Source organism: Leeia sp., assembly GCF_041909055.1.
GTDB classification, from domain to species: domain Bacteria; phylum Pseudomonadota; class Gammaproteobacteria; order Burkholderiales; family Leeiaceae; genus Leeia; species Leeia aquatica.
Genome location: NZ_JAYREC010000001.1, coordinates 869,875 through 886,293, shown reverse-complemented (window position 1 = coordinate 886,293; position 16,419 = coordinate 869,875). Strand labels below are relative to the sequence as shown.

16 protein-coding genes are annotated in these 16,419 nt (G+C 60.6%); 5 read left to right on the top strand and 11 right to left on the bottom strand.

What is annotated here, in order from left to right:
* Nucleotides 1–79: 79 nt before the first annotated feature.
* The 7 genes from ACE3O2_RS04875 to ACE3O2_RS04845 form a co-directional block, all read right to left on the bottom strand.
* The gene (locus ACE3O2_RS04875; protein ID WP_374335243.1) at nt 80–1,450 is read right to left on the bottom strand and encodes an NAD(P)(+) transhydrogenase (Re/Si-specific) subunit beta; all 1,371 of its coding nucleotides are present in this window, start codon (nt 1,448–1,450) and stop codon (nt 80–82) included.
* Entirely contained in the window at nt 1,447–1,758 is a 312-nt protein-coding gene (locus ACE3O2_RS04870; RefSeq protein WP_168876710.1) for a proton-translocating transhydrogenase family protein, read from the bottom strand. Before ACE3O2_RS04870 ends, ACE3O2_RS04875 begins: the two co-directional genes overlap by 4 nt.
* 10 nt (nt 1,759–1,768) lie before the next feature.
* Nucleotides 1,769–2,893 (bottom strand): Re/Si-specific NAD(P)(+) transhydrogenase subunit alpha, encoded by a 1,125-nt coding sequence (locus ACE3O2_RS04865; protein WP_374335240.1) that lies wholly within the window; start codon nt 2,891–2,893, stop codon nt 1,769–1,771.
* Nucleotides 2,894–3,271: 378 nt separating this feature from the next.
* Nucleotides 3,272–4,069, bottom strand: a complete 798-nt coding sequence (locus ACE3O2_RS04860; protein WP_374335238.1) for a sulfite exporter TauE/SafE family protein — start codon at nt 4,067–4,069, stop codon at nt 3,272–3,274.
* Complete coding sequence (locus tag ACE3O2_RS04855; protein WP_374335236.1) at nt 4,066–4,482, bottom strand: DUF6691 family protein; 417 nt, start codon at nt 4,480–4,482, stop codon at nt 4,066–4,068. Before ACE3O2_RS04855 ends, ACE3O2_RS04860 begins: the two co-directional genes overlap by 4 nt.
* A 9-nt stretch (nt 4,483–4,491) precedes the next feature.
* Nucleotides 4,492–4,920 carry a YeeE/YedE family protein gene (locus tag ACE3O2_RS04850; protein WP_374335234.1) on the bottom strand — a complete coding sequence of 143 codons (429 nt, stop codon included), beginning with the start codon at nt 4,918–4,920 and terminating at the stop codon, nt 4,492–4,494.
* Nucleotides 4,917–5,231 (bottom strand): ArsR/SmtB family transcription factor, encoded by a 315-nt coding sequence (locus ACE3O2_RS04845; RefSeq protein ID WP_374335232.1) that lies wholly within the window; start codon nt 5,229–5,231, stop codon nt 4,917–4,919. Before ACE3O2_RS04845 ends, ACE3O2_RS04850 begins: the two co-directional genes overlap by 4 nt.
* Nucleotides 5,232–5,304: 73 nt before the next feature.
* Between ACE3O2_RS04845 and ACE3O2_RS04840 the strand changes: the two genes are divergently transcribed.
* The gene (locus ACE3O2_RS04840) at nt 5,305–6,165 is read left to right on the top strand and encodes an MBL fold metallo-hydrolase (RefSeq protein ID WP_374335230.1); all 861 of its coding nucleotides are present in this window, start codon (nt 5,305–5,307) and stop codon (nt 6,163–6,165) included.
* A gap of 214 nt (nt 6,166–6,379) precedes the next feature.
* Complete coding sequence (locus ACE3O2_RS04835) at nt 6,380–7,132, top strand: hypothetical protein (RefSeq protein ID WP_374335228.1); 753 nt, start codon at nt 6,380–6,382, stop codon at nt 7,130–7,132.
* A gap of 130 nt (nt 7,133–7,262) precedes the next feature.
* Here ACE3O2_RS04835 and ACE3O2_RS04830 read toward each other — a convergent pair whose 3' ends face one another.
* The gene (locus tag ACE3O2_RS04830) at nt 7,263–8,696 is read right to left on the bottom strand and encodes a M1 family aminopeptidase (RefSeq protein WP_374335226.1); all 1,434 of its coding nucleotides are present in this window, start codon (nt 8,694–8,696) and stop codon (nt 7,263–7,265) included.
* 420 nt (nt 8,697–9,116) lie between these two features.
* Entirely contained in the window at nt 9,117–10,724 is a 1,608-nt protein-coding gene (rtcR, locus tag ACE3O2_RS04825) for an RNA repair transcriptional activator RtcR (protein WP_374335224.1), read from the bottom strand.
* A gap of 275 nt (nt 10,725–10,999) precedes the next feature.
* On the opposite strand from rtcR, the gene ACE3O2_RS04820 reads away from it, so the two are divergent.
* The 3 genes from ACE3O2_RS04820 (at nt 11,000) to rtcA (ending at nt 13,883) form a co-directional block, all read left to right on the top strand.
* Entirely contained in the window at nt 11,000–12,223 is a 1,224-nt protein-coding gene (locus tag ACE3O2_RS04820) for an RtcB family protein (protein WP_374335222.1), read from the top strand.
* Between the two features lie 42 nt (nt 12,224–12,265).
* Nucleotides 12,266–12,568, top strand: a complete 303-nt coding sequence (locus ACE3O2_RS04815) for a hypothetical protein (RefSeq protein WP_374335220.1) — start codon at nt 12,266–12,268, stop codon at nt 12,566–12,568.
* Nucleotides 12,569–12,839: 271 nt separating this feature from the next.
* The gene (gene rtcA / locus ACE3O2_RS04810; RefSeq protein WP_374335217.1) at nt 12,840–13,883 is read left to right on the top strand and encodes an RNA 3'-terminal phosphate cyclase; all 1,044 of its coding nucleotides are present in this window, start codon (nt 12,840–12,842) and stop codon (nt 13,881–13,883) included.
* A gap of 10 nt (nt 13,884–13,893) precedes the next feature.
* On the opposite strand, the gene ACE3O2_RS04805 is transcribed toward rtcA, so the two are convergent.
* Both ACE3O2_RS04805 and gcvT read right to left on the bottom strand, forming a co-directional pair.
* A complete protein-coding gene (locus ACE3O2_RS04805; protein WP_374335215.1) occupies nt 13,894–15,177 on the bottom strand; it encodes a tol-pal system YbgF family protein in 1,284 nt (427 codons plus the stop codon).
* Between the two features lie 99 nt (nt 15,178–15,276).
* Nucleotides 15,277–16,401: a glycine cleavage system aminomethyltransferase GcvT gene (gene gcvT / locus ACE3O2_RS04800; protein ID WP_374335213.1), complete on the bottom strand. Its 1,125-nt coding sequence runs from the start codon at nt 16,399–16,401 to the stop codon at nt 15,277–15,279.
* Nucleotides 16,402–16,419: the final 18 nt, after the last annotated feature.

The window sequence follows — 16,419 nt, the reverse complement described above, 5'->3', positions numbered from 1 at the left end:
ACGGGGTACAGCCAGTCTACCGCGAGCCTGACACGCTGGCGAGGGTGGCCGGGCGCTGAACCTGCCCGGCCAGGGGGGATCAGCCGTAGGCTTTGACCATGTCTTCGACCACCTTCTTGGCGTCGCCAAACACCATCATGCTCTTGTCGAGGTAGAACAGGTCATTGTCGAGCCCGGCGTAGCCTGCTGCCATGGAGCGCTTCACCACCAGAATGGTACGGGCCTTGTGCGCTTCCAGAATCGGCATGCCGTAGATCGGACTGGCCGGATCGGTCTTGGCTGCCGGGTTGACCACATCATTGGCCCCGATCACCAACACCACGTCGGTACTGGAGAAGTCGTTGTTGATCTCCTCCATTTCCAGCACCTGCTCGTAGGGCACTTCGGCTTCAGCCAGCAGCACGTTCATGTGGCCGGGCATGCGGCCCGCTACCGGGTGGATGGCGTAACGCACATTGACGCCGTCGTGCATCAGCTTCTCCGCCAGCTCCTGCAGTGCGTGCTGAGCGCGTGCCACTGCCAGACCATAGCCCGGCACGATCACCACGCTGTCGGCATTCTTCATCAGGAACAGGGCGTCGTCGGCGCTGCCAGACTTGTAATTCTTCGGCCCGCTGTTACCTGCAGGTCCTGCCGCGGTTTCCGCACCAAAACCACCCAGCAGCACCGAGAGGATGGAGCGGTTCATCGCCCTGCACATGATGTAGGAGAGAATTGCACCGCTGGAACCAACGCAGGCACCGGCAATGATCAGCACCGGGTTACCCAGCGTGAAACCGATACCGGCAGCAGCCCAGCCAGAGTAGCTGTTCAGCATCGACACCACCACCGGCATGTCGGCACCGCCGATCGGCACGATCAGCAGCACGCCCAACACCAGTGCAATCGCCAGCATCATCAGGAAGGCGGCCTGGCTTTCGTTGGCAAAATACACCACGCCAAAGCCCACCATGCCCAGCGCCAACAGCAGGTTGAGCAGATGCTGGCCACCAAATGCCAGCGGTTTGGCACCGAAGCGGCCAGACAGCTTGCCATAGGCCACCACCGAAGCGGTAAAGGTAATCGCCCCGATGAAGGCGCCGATGAACAGCTCCACCCGCTGTGCCGGGGTATGGTGCTCGCCGGTATGGTAAATGGCAGCCACCGCAATCAGCACGGCGGCCAGACCCACCAGTGAGTGCATGGCAGCCACGAGCTCGGGCATTTGCGTCATCTGCACCCGTTTGGCCAACGTGCCGCCAACGGTCGCGCCCACCAGCATGGCACCCGCCAGCAAGGCCCACACCGGCTTGTGCATCAGCAGCAGGGTGGCAATCACCGCAATCAGCATGCCCAGCACGCCATAGACATTGCCACGCCGGGCCGAGTCCGGTGAAGCCAGACCCTTCAGGGCCAGAATGAACAGGATGGACGCGGCCAGATAGGCCAGTGCAATCAGGTTCTGCATCATGCCCCTCCCTGCTTTTTGCGGTCTTTCTTCTTGAACATGTCCAGCATGCGCTGGGTGACCATGAAGCCCCCGAAGATATTGATGGAGGCCAGCAGCACTGCCAGCGCCCCCAGCACCGAGGTCACGGTGAGTTGTTCACCATTGATGTCCACCACCTGCAGCAAGGCCCCGACCACGATGATGCCGGAAATGGCATTGGTCACCGCCATCAGCGGCGTATGCAGGGCGGGGGTCACGTTCCAGACCACGTGGTAGCCGACAAACACAGCCAGCACGAAGATGGTCAGATTGACAATCAGCGGATCCATGTCAGTTCCTTTATTGGGCAGCAGGCTGGCCAAACCGCACCTGCCCGTCGGCGACCACCAGCGTGGCCTTGACCAGTTCATCATCAGGGTTGAGTTGCAGACCGTGCTCCTTGTCCAGCATCGGCAGCAGGAAATTGAGCAGGTTGCGGGCGTACAGCGCCGAAGCGTCCGCCGCCACCAGACCGGCAATGTTGCGGGTGCCGATCAGGGTGACGCCACGCTCGGTGGTCACCACCTCACCGTCGACCGTACCCTCGATATTGCCGCCGCTCTCAGCCGCCAGATCGACCAGCACCGCGCCGGACTTCATGGCAGCGACGGTCGCGGCCTTGATCAGCACCGGCGCCGGGCGCCCCGGAATCAATGCCGTGCTGATTACCATATCTGCCTGGCAGGCGCGCTCGTGGATCAGTTCGGCCTGCCGCGCCTTGTATTCGTCGGACATCTCGCGGGCATAGCCACCGGCGGCATCGCCGGATTCTTCCACCGGTACTTCCACAAAGCGTGCGCCAAGGGATTCCACCTGCTCCTTGGCGGCGCGGCGCACGTCAAACGCTTCCACCACAGCGCCCAGCCGCTTGGCGGTAGCAATAGCCTGCAGGCCAGCCACCCCGGCACCAAGTACCAGCACACGGGCGGCCTTGACCGTACCGGCAGCGGTCATCAACATTGGGATGAAGCGACCGTAATACTGGCTGGCCAGCAGCACTGCGCGATAACCGGCAATATTGGCCTGACTGGATAGCACATCCATGCTTTGTGCGCGGGTAATGCGCGGCATCAGCTCCATGGCCAGCACCGAGAGCCCGGCCCGGGCGTAGTCCGGCAACAAGGGATTCTTGTGCGGATGCACGATGCTGAGAACGGCGCAGCCCGGATTGAGCTGAGTAAGCTCATCCGCGCTCGGTGCTTGCACCTTGAGCAGGATCTGCGCCTGACGCAGCACGCTGCTGCTGTCGTCCAGCAGCTCGGCACCCGCCTGGGCATAGTCGTCGTCCAGAATGCTGGAAGCGCGGCCTGCGCCCCGTTCGATGATCAGTTGCTGTCCGGCGGCCACCAGTTTCTTTACCGTTTCCGGTGTGGCGGCGACCCGCGGTTCGGACAGCGCGGTCTCCTTGATGATGCCGATGCGCATGATTCCCCTCTGCATGCGTGTTGACCCGATGCCGGCTACTCATGTCTCCGGCACTGCCTGATGCAGTGAACCGCAACTGCATCTTGCCCCTTGAACAGACCACACTATGACACAGTCGTCTGCTGCTGTTACCCGTCCGACCGACCTGTTGTGGTGAACGTGGGTTTAATACAACTTGATGAAAATGAAAGGAAATTCCGCATGGCGGGCGGCGGCGCATGGGTGACACGCGCTGCGGTCTTACCATGTTGCTTGCGTGACTGCCCAAGGGATGATGGGCAGTTATTTGCTCAAGCGTTTGCTTGAATTTGTTGCGTTGCACGATATTGCAACAAATTGTGCAGCTTGAAAAGGGCTTTTTTGTGACAGGGGGAAGGGTCAGCCGTGCAGGCTGAGATAGAGCATGCGGCTGGCGACCAGCAACAGTACGCCGGCAAAGGACAGCTGCACGCTGCGAACCGGCAGATAGCGTGACAAGACACGGCCCAATACCATGCCGATGACCACACTACCGGCAAATGCAGCCACAAACGGCGTCCATTCAACCCGGCCATGCCACCAGGCCACCAGCGCGCCGCTACTGCTGATCAGGGCAACCACCATCAAGGAGGTGGCAATGACACCGCGCAGCGAGAGCTCGGTGAGGCGCTGCAGCAGGGGCACCATGATGAAGCCACCGCCCACCCCCAGCAAGCCAGACAGAAAGCCTGTCAGTGCACCTACGGAGCCCAGCATGAAGGCGGTTGGTCCAGTCCAGACAAAGCGACCTGTACCCTGACGAATGCAGCCCACACCGGGCAGCCACAGGTCGTCAGCGTGATCCTGCTGGCGGCGCAGCATCATGCGCAGGGCCACCAGCAGCATGATGGCAGCAAACAGCCCGGTCAGCAGTCGGGCAGGCAGCAGGCTGGCCCAGTGCTGTCCTACGGGGGTGAACGGTGCACCACACACGGCCATCAGCAAGGCGGCGCGGTAGCGCACCAAACCTTGTCGCAACCCTTCCAGGGTGCCTACACTGGCACCGCTGGCAACCGCAATCAGCGCAATCGGAGCGGCCTGTGGCAGGCTCCAGCCCATGCTGGCCATCAGGGCGGGTACCGCCAGGATGCCGCCGCCAGCCCCGGTCAGGCCGAGGATGGCCCCGATCATCAGGCCCAGCAGCAGCGCAGTACTCATGCGCGACGCCGCCACAGATCATGCAGCAGCATGCCTGCCAGCATGGCGGCGACAAACCACAGCGCGTCGCTTGCACCGCTGCCGAGCAATACCACGGCCGGGCCAGGACAAATACCGGTCAGCCCCCAGCCTATGCCGAACAATACGGCTCCCAGCAGCAAAGGGCGATCAATCTGCCGTGCCGTGGGGAGCTGGGCAGGGTCGCCCAGCAGTGTACGTCCGCGGCGGCGCACCCACAGATAGCCCACGGCGGAGACACCGATGGCGCTGATCATCACCAGGATCAGTGAAGGGTCCCAAAGCCCGGCCAGATCCAGGAAGGCCAGCACCTTGGCCGGATTGGCCAGGTCGGCCAGAATCAGGCCCAGGCCAAAGATCAGGCCGCTCAGGGCTGCAAGTAACAGTCGCAACATGTGATGTTCCTAGAGCAGATGGCGCAGAAGAAAGGCTGTCAGGAAACCGGCAGCCATGAAGGTGAGGGTGGCTGCCAGCGAGCGAGGGGATAGGCGTGACAAACCACATACGGCATGACCACTGGTGCAGCCAGAGCCCATGCGGGTGCCCACCCCCACCAAGAGCCCGGCGATCAGCAGCACGGCCTTGCTGGTGCCGAGCGGGATGGGGGACAGTGGTGAGTACCATTGCCAAAGCACCGGTGACATCAGCAAGCTGGCGGTAAACGCCAGCCGCCACGGCCATTCTCCACGCTGGGGCAATAGCAGGCCGGCGATGATGCCGCTGATGCCTGCGATACGGCCGAGTGACAGCAGCAGCATGGCGGCTGCCAGGCCAATCAACAGCCCGCCCATCAAGGCGCTCCACGGCGTGAAGTGTGGCCAGTCTATACTCATGTTGAATCTCCTTGTGGGGCCGGGCAATAGCGCTGGTACAGTACCTGCAGGATAGCCAGCGCGGTTTCATCCACCACCTGATAGTAGATGCGCTTGCCCTCGCGGCGAGTCTGTACCAGTCCCTTTTGCCGCAGGATGCCCAGCTGTTGCGACAAAGTGGGCTGGCGAATTCCTGTCAGGGCTTCCAGTTCGCTGACCGAGCGTTCGCCTTGGCTAAGCTGGCACAGCAGTAACAAACGGTCATCGTTAGCCAGAGCACGCAACAGTTGACCGGCTTCCTGTGCGGCATGCTGCAGTAGAGCAATATCCATGGTGTTTACAATTTGCTTTAAAACATTATATAAAAATGTATAATTTAAATCAATATACAAGGAGTAAACTACCATGAATCCTCGAATTGAGCCCTTTCATGATGCGGTAACCGGCACCATCAGCTATGTGGTGTACGACCAGCCGGGCGGCCATGCGGTGGTGATCGACCCGGTGCTGGATTTTGACCCGCCCGGCGCACGCATCCGGACCGACAATGTGCAAGCAGTAGGTGATTTCTTGAGCCAGCAGCACCTGCAACTGGTCTGGATTCTGGAAACGCATGCCCATGCTGATCACCTTTCTGCAGCACAATGGCTGAAGCAGCGCTTTGGCGGCAAGGTGGCGATTGGTGAGCACATTCGTACCGTCCAGGCGCTGTTCAAGCCGGTGTTCAATCTGGGCGCTTCGTTCCCCGCTGACGGCAGCCCCTTCGACGCCCTGTTGCAGGATGGGGAAGTCCTGGCTGCTGGCGGGCTGCAGGTCGAGGTGCTGGCGGTGCCGGGTCATACCCCGGCAGATGTCGCTTACCGCATCGGTGATGCCGTCTTCGTGGGGGACACCCTGTTCATGCCGGATGTCGGCACCGCACGCTGTGATTTCCCCGGTGGTGACGCCCACCAGCTCTACCACTCCATCCACAAACTGCTGGCCTTGCCGGATACCACCCGGCTATTCATGTGCCATGACTACCCGCCCACTGATCGCGCTGCGGCGTGGGAAAGTACGGTGGCCGCACAGCGGCAGTACAACCTGCACATTGGCAACGGCGTGGACGAAGCCACCTTTGTCGCCCGCCGCCAGGCCCGTGACGCCACCCTGCAGCCCCCCAATCTGCTGCTGCCCTCCATTCAAGTCAACATCCGCGCCGGACACCTGCCCCCAGCGGATGACAATGGCCGCCACTACCTGAAGCTGCCAATCAGCGGGGTGTAGCGTGTGCTAGCGCATCAGCTCCATTTACGCCGACAGGTGACATCGCTGCGGCTTCTTCTGTCCTGAAGTGGTTGCCGCAAACCGTTGTGCTCATGTGCCTGAGCAGGGGCAGCAAAGATGGCTTCAGCTGGGTGCAAGGTATGGTGTCCTGTTGTGGTCTGGTTCAGCTTGAGGCCGTCATGATAGGCGAGCCAATAACAACAGGGAGCGTGCGATGTACGGATGGCGAGGGTGGGTATTGGGTCTGGGCTTGCTGTGCGGGCTGAGCGCCAGTGCAGCCGATGAGGATTTTCAGCGACTGGTGAATGACTACAAGGCGCTGGTGCGGCGCGCTGAAGCTGCTAACTCGCCGGAGATGTTGCTGACAGCGGATGCGATCCAGAAAATCGATGCATTGACGGATCGTCGGCAACTGCAAGCGTTTGGTAACACGGCTGATGAGACATTGCTGCTGTTGGAACGGCAAATACAGCTGGTAGCGTTGGCGCGGCAGCTTATCCATTTCAAACCGGTGCAGGCGAATGGCAAGCCGGATGTCATGGGCAATACCCGCAAGTTGAGTGATCCATTAGGCAGGCTAAGTGCGAACGGTGTGCGGATTCTTGCCAAGGTGCAGGACTATCATGATGCAGAATTGCGACGCAACTCGGCAGACAGCCTTTCCGACAAGGATTGGACGCGCGCCGATAATGGAAGTAACGACTTTGTATTGCTCTTGATATCCGCTTTAGAGGTCACCGCGGATTTGCATGGCAAGACAAACCAGTACAGGATGGCTGAGGCCTTGGTGGAGGCCGGCCCCAGTGTGCTGGGGGCAATGCGGCCTGGGCAGCGCAAGCGCTTGCTGAATAGCCTGGATATGACGTATAGCAAGGTGGACCCCATGGTCAGGCCACCACTCGACAGATTCCGGCAACAGTTGATGTCCCGGGAGTGTGTGAAATTCTGCGCGGTTTTAAGCCAATAGAGACATCACCACGCGATACCCAGCGCTGCAAATCCAACCGCGGCGGATAGGCATGCTGGGGCCGAGCGGTCGGTGAGCCCCTCTGGCTGCGCACCCGCATGGGTGCACAGCCAGAGGGAAGTGGCCGACTTCAAGGGGCGAAGGCAGCCTCAGTGACTTTGGCTGAGAAATACTTGCGGATGAACGCCTGTTTGCTGGCGCGGGTTCCCGGCAGGTCACGGATGACTTGCCTGAGGAAGGGGAGGGTGTGTGAGATCTGGCCGGACTGTGCTGCGACATGGCGCTTGATCGCTGCGTAGTAGGCTTGCTCGCCCATTTGCTGTTTTAGCTCGTCGTGGAACAGCGCGCCCTGGCGGTAGAGGACGGAGTAGCTGTGTTCATCATCCTTATAGGCATAGAGGGTCGAATCCAGCGGCAGGTAACCGTATTGCTTACGGCCTTCCTCGAAGTAATCGTTCACCTTCTTTTGCCAGATGGCAGGAAACGGACCCGGCATGATGGATTTGACATACTGGTAGCCCATATAGGTGGCCAGTGATTCATCCAGCCAGGCTTCGTTGATCTGGTCATTACCAACCAGCCAGTAAAACCACATGTGGTAGGTTTCGTGGGCGATCAGGTACTTGAAGTACTGCAGATCCTTGAGGCTGTAGTCACCGCTGGCAATCACAAACAGAGAGGAATATTCCTGCCCACCTCCTTCCGGATCCCAGCCTTCGGCAATGGTCAGTACAGGGTAGGGGTAGGCGCCAAGATGGGCGTTGCCCCACGCCAGTGCATCGACAGTGGTCTTGAGGACTTCCTCTGCTTCGGCTTTCTGCTGGGGCAGGTAGTAAGAGAAGATCGTGGTAGGGCCGAGCTTGCGACTGCTGACCTGATAGTCTTCTGACATCAGGATGGCAAATTCGCGCATGCGCTTGCCTTGCAGGGTCAGATTGACACTTGAGCCCTGCTCGGTGCGCGCAGATTGCATGCCACTGCTGGCCACTTTCAATGCGCTTGAGGTGTGGTTGACGGTGAGCTTGATCTGGTAATCCGATGCCTCCATGAAGAAGGCATCACCCGTATCAATGTAGCGGTCTTGCGGCCAGCCTGTCTCTGTGGCGTGCTTGACCGTGGGTAGCCAGTTGCCAAGGTGCAGAATGTGCTGGTTGCGCCCCAGGCGCAGGTCCACCTTGTCCTGCAGGGCCAGCGCATAGTTGAGCTGTACCTCGACGCTCTCGCCTGGCTTGAGGGCTTTGGGTAGCGCTACATCCAGCCCGCCATCCTGTTGGCCTTTGCCGAGGGTCGCGCGGCTGGTCTGGCCGTTGACACGGGCTTCCGACAGTTTGAATGCGCGATAGGGCTCTGCAGCGGCCACCACAGTGAAGGCCACCGTGCTGAGTGGTTGCTTGGTGCGATTGGTGTAATGCACGTTCTCTTTGACCGTGACGGTGGCGGCTTTGTAATCCACGGTCGCCTCAATGTCATAGCGGGTGCTGTCGGTCTGGGCCTGCAAAGGGGGTGCCCCCAGCAGCGCTGCCAAGGCGAACCCTGGCATGGTGATGCGGTGATGAAGCTTCAATTGTGGTGCTCCTCGTCTCATGGAGATGTGCTGCAGGGGGACTGCAGCCTGGATGGCTTTTTGATCCATTCCTTCTTGTTGTTTGACGCGTAGTCTGTTGCACGCTTCGTTACGCACCCTTGACGGCCTGTGGCATCTCACCCTTCAGACCAGACTATTGCATGGCTGGTAGCGAGGACGGGTTGCGCAAAAACCAGGCAGGCACGGGTCATGCCATGGAAGCAAACGGCATGGTCAGTAACAAGCAAGGTGTCACATCCCAGTACAGGCATGTCGCTTTCACATGCAGGGACTCGCTGATAGCCTCAGGCGCTTTGGCTGCCTTTAGGGAAGGCGTGTATCAACGCATGATATTGGGGTGGGCTTGGGCATGCTGTGCCGGCCGAGTGGGCGTGTCTGTGTGAAGAAGGGCGGGCGATATCATTTGCCCGCCACATCCCCCCACTGCAGGTCAAAGCGCGCCAGGTATTTGCGCAGACGGTCGGCGTCATTGCTGCTCTTTTTGTCCTGGCGCGACTGGGCGAACAGTTGCCGCCCGGCGTCGGACAGGCTGCGGCTACGCTGGCAGATGTCCAGCACACTGTTCAGCTGTAGCCGGTCGAACAGGTCGAGCAGATCCGCCGCGTCGCCCAGCAGGGCGTGGGCCCGGTCCTGCGCCTGTACGCCGCCCCACATGAAGCGCAGCCGTGCCAGCTCATCTTCAACCACATCCAGCGTGATCCGCCCGGATTCGGCGAGCGTAGCCATGCGGGTGAGGGAGGCAGAGAGCTCACGGAAATTACCCGGCCACAGCGCCTCGCTGCTGCAGGCGAAGCGCAGGTAGTGCTGGCGCGCTTCGCTGTTGAAGCGCACCTGATGCCCGGTTTCGTCGGCCAGACGTGCCAGTTCAAACTCGAGGTTGGGTTCGATGTCCTCGCGGCGGTCACGCAGGCCGGGCAGTGGCCAGGTCCACAGATTGATGCGGGCGAACAAGTCCTCGCGGAATTGCCCGTTGACGACCCGCTGGCGCAGGTCGCGGTGGGTGCCGGCAATCAGCTGGAAATCACTGGACACTTCGCGGTCACCGCCGAGCGGAAAGAAGCGCTTTTCCTCAATGGCCTTGAGCAGCATGGCCTGCTCGTCCAGGCCCAGTTCGCCAATCTCATCCAGAAACAGCAGCCCACCATCGGCAGCCCGCAGCAGGCCAGCGCGTTCTTGTTGCGCACCGGTAAACGCGCCTTTGACGTGACCGAACAGGGTGGACATGGCGCTGTCGCCACGCAGGGTGGCACAGTTGACCTCGACAAAGCGCCCCTGCAGCTGGTGGCGGTTGCGTTTCAGCTCGTAGACCCGACGCGCCAGAAAGGATTTGCCTGCACCGGTGGGGCCAATCAACAGGATGGGTGCGGTGGAGCGTACCGCCACCCGTTCCAGTTGTTCGATCACCCGGTTGAAGGCGGCGTTGCGGGTGGCAATGCCGGCTTTGAGGAAGGAGACCGTCTCGGCCTGCTCGCGCTGGAAACGGCTGGCGATCTGGTTGTAGCGGCTGAGATCGAGGTCGATGAGGCTGTATCTGCCCGGCGAGGATGCCGCCATGCCGCCACGCAGCTCGTCAGCCTTGCCGGGCGGTGAAGTCTGCACCAGTTGTGCAGGCAGGTAGCGGGCCTCGGTGAGCAGGAACCAGCAGATCTGAGCCACGTGGGTGCCGGTGGTGATGTGGACCAGATAGTCTTCCTGCTCGGTGTCGAAGGGATAGTGGCGGGCGAAGTCGTGTAGCGTGGTGTACACCTCTTCAAAGTCCCACGGGTCGCGCAGGTTAATTTCCGTGCGGCGTACCTCGGTTTCCGGCGAAACGGTGGCGATGTCGTTGATCAGGCGCGAGGCCAAGCCACGATCGCGTGTGCTGTGCAGCAGCTCCATCCGGTGCACCAGCAGCTCCGGGTGCTGGCACAGCGAGACGGTGGGCCGCCAGCGTTCCCAGCGCGAGCTGCCCTTGCCGCCGTTATCCAGCACCGTCCCCAGAAAACCGATGACCACCAAGCGTTTCATGATGATATAAAAATATAAATAGCGATATATAAAGATAGCATTGATAAGGTTTTGTAAACAGGGAAAATCTTGATGATCAATGTGATGATGCTTGTAGTGTATTGATTTATATGGATTTAAATGAATATCTTTCTGTTGGTGCCAAGGCTGGCACGGGCTTTGCAATAAGATGGGCATCCACCACACTGTGGTTACCGTGTTGACCCCCGCTGCCAGACGGGCAGCGGGGGTGGGGCCGGGAGGCCCGACACCTGATGTCAAAGAAGAGAGAAAACATGACGATGCAAAACGATGTACAACTGCTGGAAGTCGCCAACGGCAAGCCGGTGAAGATGTGGACGGTCGGCGTACCGGTGGAGCCGGAAGCGCGTGAGCAGCTTCAAATGACGGCACAGATGCCGTTCATCTTCCGCCATATGGCGGTGATGCCGGACGTGCACCTGGGTAAGGGTTCCACCATCGGTAGCGTGATCCCGACCCAGGGCGCCATTATCCCGGCCGCCGTGGGGGTGGATATCGGTTGCGGGATGATGGCGGTACGTACCAGCCTGACCGCGTCCGACCTGCCCGAGCAGCTGGGGCCACTGCGTAGCGCCATTGAACAGGCGGTGCCGCATGGCCGGACGCCAGGAGCACGTGATAAGGGGTCCTGGAATACGCCACCGGAGACGGTGGATGCCATGTGGGCGTCCTTGCTGCCGGGCTTCAGCCGGATCACCGAAAAGTATCCGCGTTTGAAGAACACCAATAACCACAAGCATCTGGGAACGCTGGGAACCGGTAACCACTTCATTGAAGTGTGTCTGGATGAGGCTGACCGGGTGTGGTTCATGCTGCATAGCGGATCGCGCGGGGTGGGGAATGCCATTGGTAACCTGTTCATCGAGCTGGCCCAGGCCGATATGCGTCAGCACATGGTGAACCTGCCACACCGCGATCTGGCCTACTTCACCGAGGGTAGCCAGCACTTTGAGGATTATGTGGAAGCGGTGGGGTGGGCGCAGGATTACGCGCGCCGTAACCGTATGGTGATGATGCAGAACGTGATTGCCGCCGCCCGTGCGGTCATTACCAAGCCTTTCAGCGCGGAAGTGGAGGCGGTGAATTGCCACCACAACTATGTGCAGAAAGAAACCCACTTCGGGAGCGAGATTCTGGTGACGCGAAAAGGGGCGGTATCGGCGCAGAAGGGGCAACTGGGGATCATCCCGGGCTCGATGGGGGCCAAGAGCTTCATCGTGCGCGGATTGGGTAACGAAGAAGCCTTCTGCTCCTGCAGCCACGGCGCGGGTCGAACCATGAGCCGTACCCAGGCCAAGAAGCGCTTTACCGTGGCGGACCAGATCGAGGCGACCGCCCACGTGGAATGTCGTAAGGACGAGGACGTGATCGACGAAATTCCGATGGCCTACAAGGACATCGACGCCGTGATGCACGCCCAGCGCAACCTGGTGGAAGTGGTGCATACCCTGCGTCAGGTGGTGTGTGTGAAAGGATAGCGTCGTGACAATGACTAATCAAGTTAGAAAGTGGTAGCCAAGATGACGAATGATTTGGCCCGCATAAACGGGCAACTTGAATTACTGGCTATGGCGAATTGTGGGCCGAATACAGAGTGTACCTTTTCATTGCAGGAGATACCTTATCAAGGTGATTTGTTGAAAACCCTGGAGGTCGTTTTTCCTGCAGGCATTCGCTATATGGATAAAAAGCCATATTCCACTGAGGATTGGCAGGTGGCGACGCAGCGCCTTGATGTGGATGCCGCCCTGGTTCTTAAAAGCAAAATTAATAAGTGGTGTTTTCATATGCCTTATTCACCAACTTTGCCGGGGGGGGGATAAGGTCCGGGATAACATCGTTGATGAGCTGGCAAATGCGATAATAGGCCTGGTTGGCGCCAATGAAATTCATGAGGTGTTTGTTGACCCTCCTTTTTGGTATGAGGCCTCTTGGCAAGACTTTGCCATGGCTAATCGTGATCACGTCTATTTTTTGCACTTCGGTGTGAGTGACTAAATTTTTTGTGGCATGTGAGCAGCGTTTCTGCGTTTACATATTGTGTAGCAGAAAAATACGGTACGCCGGATACACTTAAGAGCAAGAGAGAATACAGTGCAACATCCTACCCTCATGCTGGATGGCGCCGCCGGTGAAGGCGGCGGTCAGATTCTGCGCAGCGCCCTGAGCCTGTCGATGATTACCGGCATCCCGTTCGTGATCGAGCGCATCCGTGCCCGGCGCAAGAAACCGGGCCTGCTGCGCCAGCACCTTACGGCGGTGCAGGCGGCGCAGCAGGTATGCGGGGCAACCGTACAGGGGGCGGAGCTGGGTTCGTCCCGACTACGTTTTGAGCCGGGACCAGTGCAGGGTGGGGAGTATCGTTTTGCCATTGGTACGGCGGGCAGCTGTACGCTGGTGCTGCAAACCGTGCTGCCTGCCTTGTGGTTTGCCCCGGAAGACAGCCGGATCACGGTGAGCGGGGGCACCCATAATCCGATGGCACCGCCTGCCGATTACTTGATACGCAGCTGGCTGCCCTTGATGCGGCAATTGGGTGTGCAGACCGAGATCGAACTGATCAGCCACGGCTTCTACCCGGCTGGCGGCGGTGAGGTGCGGGCGCAGGTGACACCGGGCCGACCGCAGGGGCGCTTGCAGCTGTTGCAACGCGGTGCCTTGCTGCAAGTCGAGCTGGAGGCGCGGGTGGCGGATGTGCCGCTGGAGGTGGCGCAGCGTGAGCTGAGCGCCTTGTCACAGGCGTTGTCCAGCCTGCAGCAGCCCTTGCACTGCCATAGCCGCCAGCTGCCGGCCCGGTTTGGTGCGGGCAATGTGCTGCAAGTGGCATTGTGCCACGATCATATCACCGCGCTGTTTGTGACCCTCGGTGAAAAAGGGGTGTCATCAGAGCGGGTGGCCGAACGGCTGGCGCGGGAGGTGTTGGCGTACCAGCGAGGCCGTGGTGTGGTCGATGAGCATCTGGCCGATCAGCTGATCTTGCCGATGGCGCTGGCGGGCGGTGGTGCTTTTGTGGCCAGTGCTGCCTCGGAACACCTGCGTACCAATATGCAGGTGATCGAGAAATTTCTGCCAGTGACGTTTGAGCTGTCGCCGCTGGCGGGGGATGACACTGCGGTGCAGGTCAGCGTGCTGACCTGAGCAGGCGAGGTCAGGCGGGCTTCAGCTTGTCCAGCACCGCCTGATAGCGCCGAGCATCCTCGCACAGCGGTGAGGTGGGGAAGCGCTGCAGCAGGGTGGTGAGGAAGGCGCGGGCCAGGTCGTCCTTGCGGTAGTGCTCGCTGGCAATCTGTGCCGCCAGCCAGAAGCTGGCCGGGACATCCGGATGGGCGGGGTGGCGTTTGTCGAAGTGCGCCAGTAAGCCCATGGCCAGTTCCGGCTCTTTCTGGTTCCAGGCCGCTTGCGCCAGCGGCACCACCTGGCCGACTTCATCCGGCTGCCAGTCGGCATGCAGCTGGCGGACAAAGCGAAATAGGTCCATCGCAGCCGCACCCTGTCCTTGCTCCAGCCATTGCCGCATCACCGGCCGCATATCGTGTGGCGCTTCCTTCGGCTGGGCCAGCCACAGCAGCTTTAACCAGCGCAAGCGATGGCCGGTGTGTGCGGGCTGCTCCGCCACCAGAGCGGCGGCCTTGTCCAGCGCGGCAGGCCAGTCCCCCAAGGCGACCCGTTCGCCTATCGCCGCGCGCTTTTGCTCGGCGGCGTCTGCGGCTTGGCGGGCGCTGCCATCCTGTGCGTCGTCAAAGCTGACCTCGACTTCCATGCCCAGCTCGCGGTGATACTGATAGGCCACATAGCCAATCAGGTTGAACATCACCAGCGTGAAATACAGCAGGATAAAGGTGGCCAGTGCCAGCAGCAGCCACGGGCTGCGGATACCGCTCAGCAGGTTGGCAGCCGCCATGCAGCTGGAGGACAGCAGGGTCAGCAACCCCCACAGCCCCAGGTACGGCATGCCAATGCGGTTGGCCACAAACCACAGGTCACGTGGATGGATGGCGCGGGAAAAGCGACCATTGATAGCCAGAATCAGCATGCTGGCGGGCAGGGCCACCTGCAGCAAGGTGGTGACAATAAAGCCGACAAAAGGATTAAAGTTGTACGCCAGTCCGCTCAAAATACCATCCAGCAACAGAATGCCTGCCAGCTGATAAGGCCGGTTTTTTTCACCATGGCCATTGGTGATGTCGAACTGGTCCACAGTGAGGCGACCCATGGCCGTCTGCTCCAGCACCTCAAAGGCATAGCGGATAAACACCACCAACCCTGTCAGCACCCCCAGCAGCACAATCAGGTTGGGCAACAAGGGGATCAGCAGCATCGCCAGCGCAAACGCGCCAATCACCAGTAGCGACCAACCCTGCAGCGGAAACAGGAAGAATCGCGGCATGCGCTGCCAGAAGGGAGTGATGCGTGCGCTCAGGATACGGGACATGGGGCCAGCACAAATACAGATGAACTGCCCTGATGGTAGCGGGAATGCAGGGGAATGAACAGCAAGACCCGCCGTGGCATGCCACGGCGGGCAGGGTACTTAGCCGCGATAGTAGCGCTGCGGTACGAACGGGGTCTTGGCGACCTTCATCGGCACTTGTTTGCCGCGTACCAGCGCAAACACCGGGGTGTCCGCAGCAGCAAACGCGGTGTCCACGTAGGCCAGCGCCATCACGCCGCCCAGTGAGGGGCCGAAGCCACCGGAAGTCACCTTGCCGATCACGCGGCCTCCCGCGTCCACCAGTTCGGCACCTTCGCGCACCGGGGTTTTTTCCAGGCCCAGCAGACCTACGCGCTTCTTGCTGGCACCTTGCTCGATTTGCTGCAGGATGCGATCAGCACCGGGGAAGCCACCGGAACGGGCACCACCGGCGCGGCGCACCTTCTGCATCGCCCACAGCAGGCTGCCTTCTACCGGCGTGGTCTGGGTGTCGATGTCGTGACCGTACAGGCACAGACCGGCTTCCAGACGCAGCGAATCGCGTGCACCCAGCCCGATCGGGGCCACTTCCGGCTGTGCCAGCAGCAGGCGGGCCACCTCGACCGCCTTGGCATTCGGCACCGAGATTTCAAAGCCGTCTTCACCGGTGTAACCGGAGCGGGTGGCGAAGCACTCCACACCGGCCAGCGTGATGCTGCGGGCGGTCATGAACACCCAGCTCTTGAAGTCTACTTCCGGCAGCAGGCGGGCCAGCGCAGTCGCGGCCTGCGGGCCCTGCAGCGCCAGCAGCGCGTGCTCGGACAGTTCCACGATGTCGCAACGCGAGCCGATGCGTTCACGCAGGTGGGCGGTATCCTGCACCTTGCAGCCCGCGTTCACCACCACGTACAGATGATCTCCGGCGTTGGTGATCATCAGGTCGTCCAGAATGCCACCTTGCTCATCGGTGAACAGGGCATAGCGCTGTTGGCCCGGCTGCAGGTCGATCACGTCCACCGGCACCAGCGTTTCCAGCGCGGCCGCTGCGTCCGCACCAAACAGCTTCAGCTGGCCCATGTGCGACACGTCAAACAGACCGGCTTGCTCACGGGTGTGCAGGTGCTCTTTCAGCACGCCCATCGGGTACTGCACCGGCATGGCATAACCGGCAAACGGCACCATCTTGGCGCCGAGCTCCAGATGCAGGTCGTTGAGGGCAGTGGTCAGCAGGGGGGTGTCACTCATCATGGCTCCTTGGGGTAG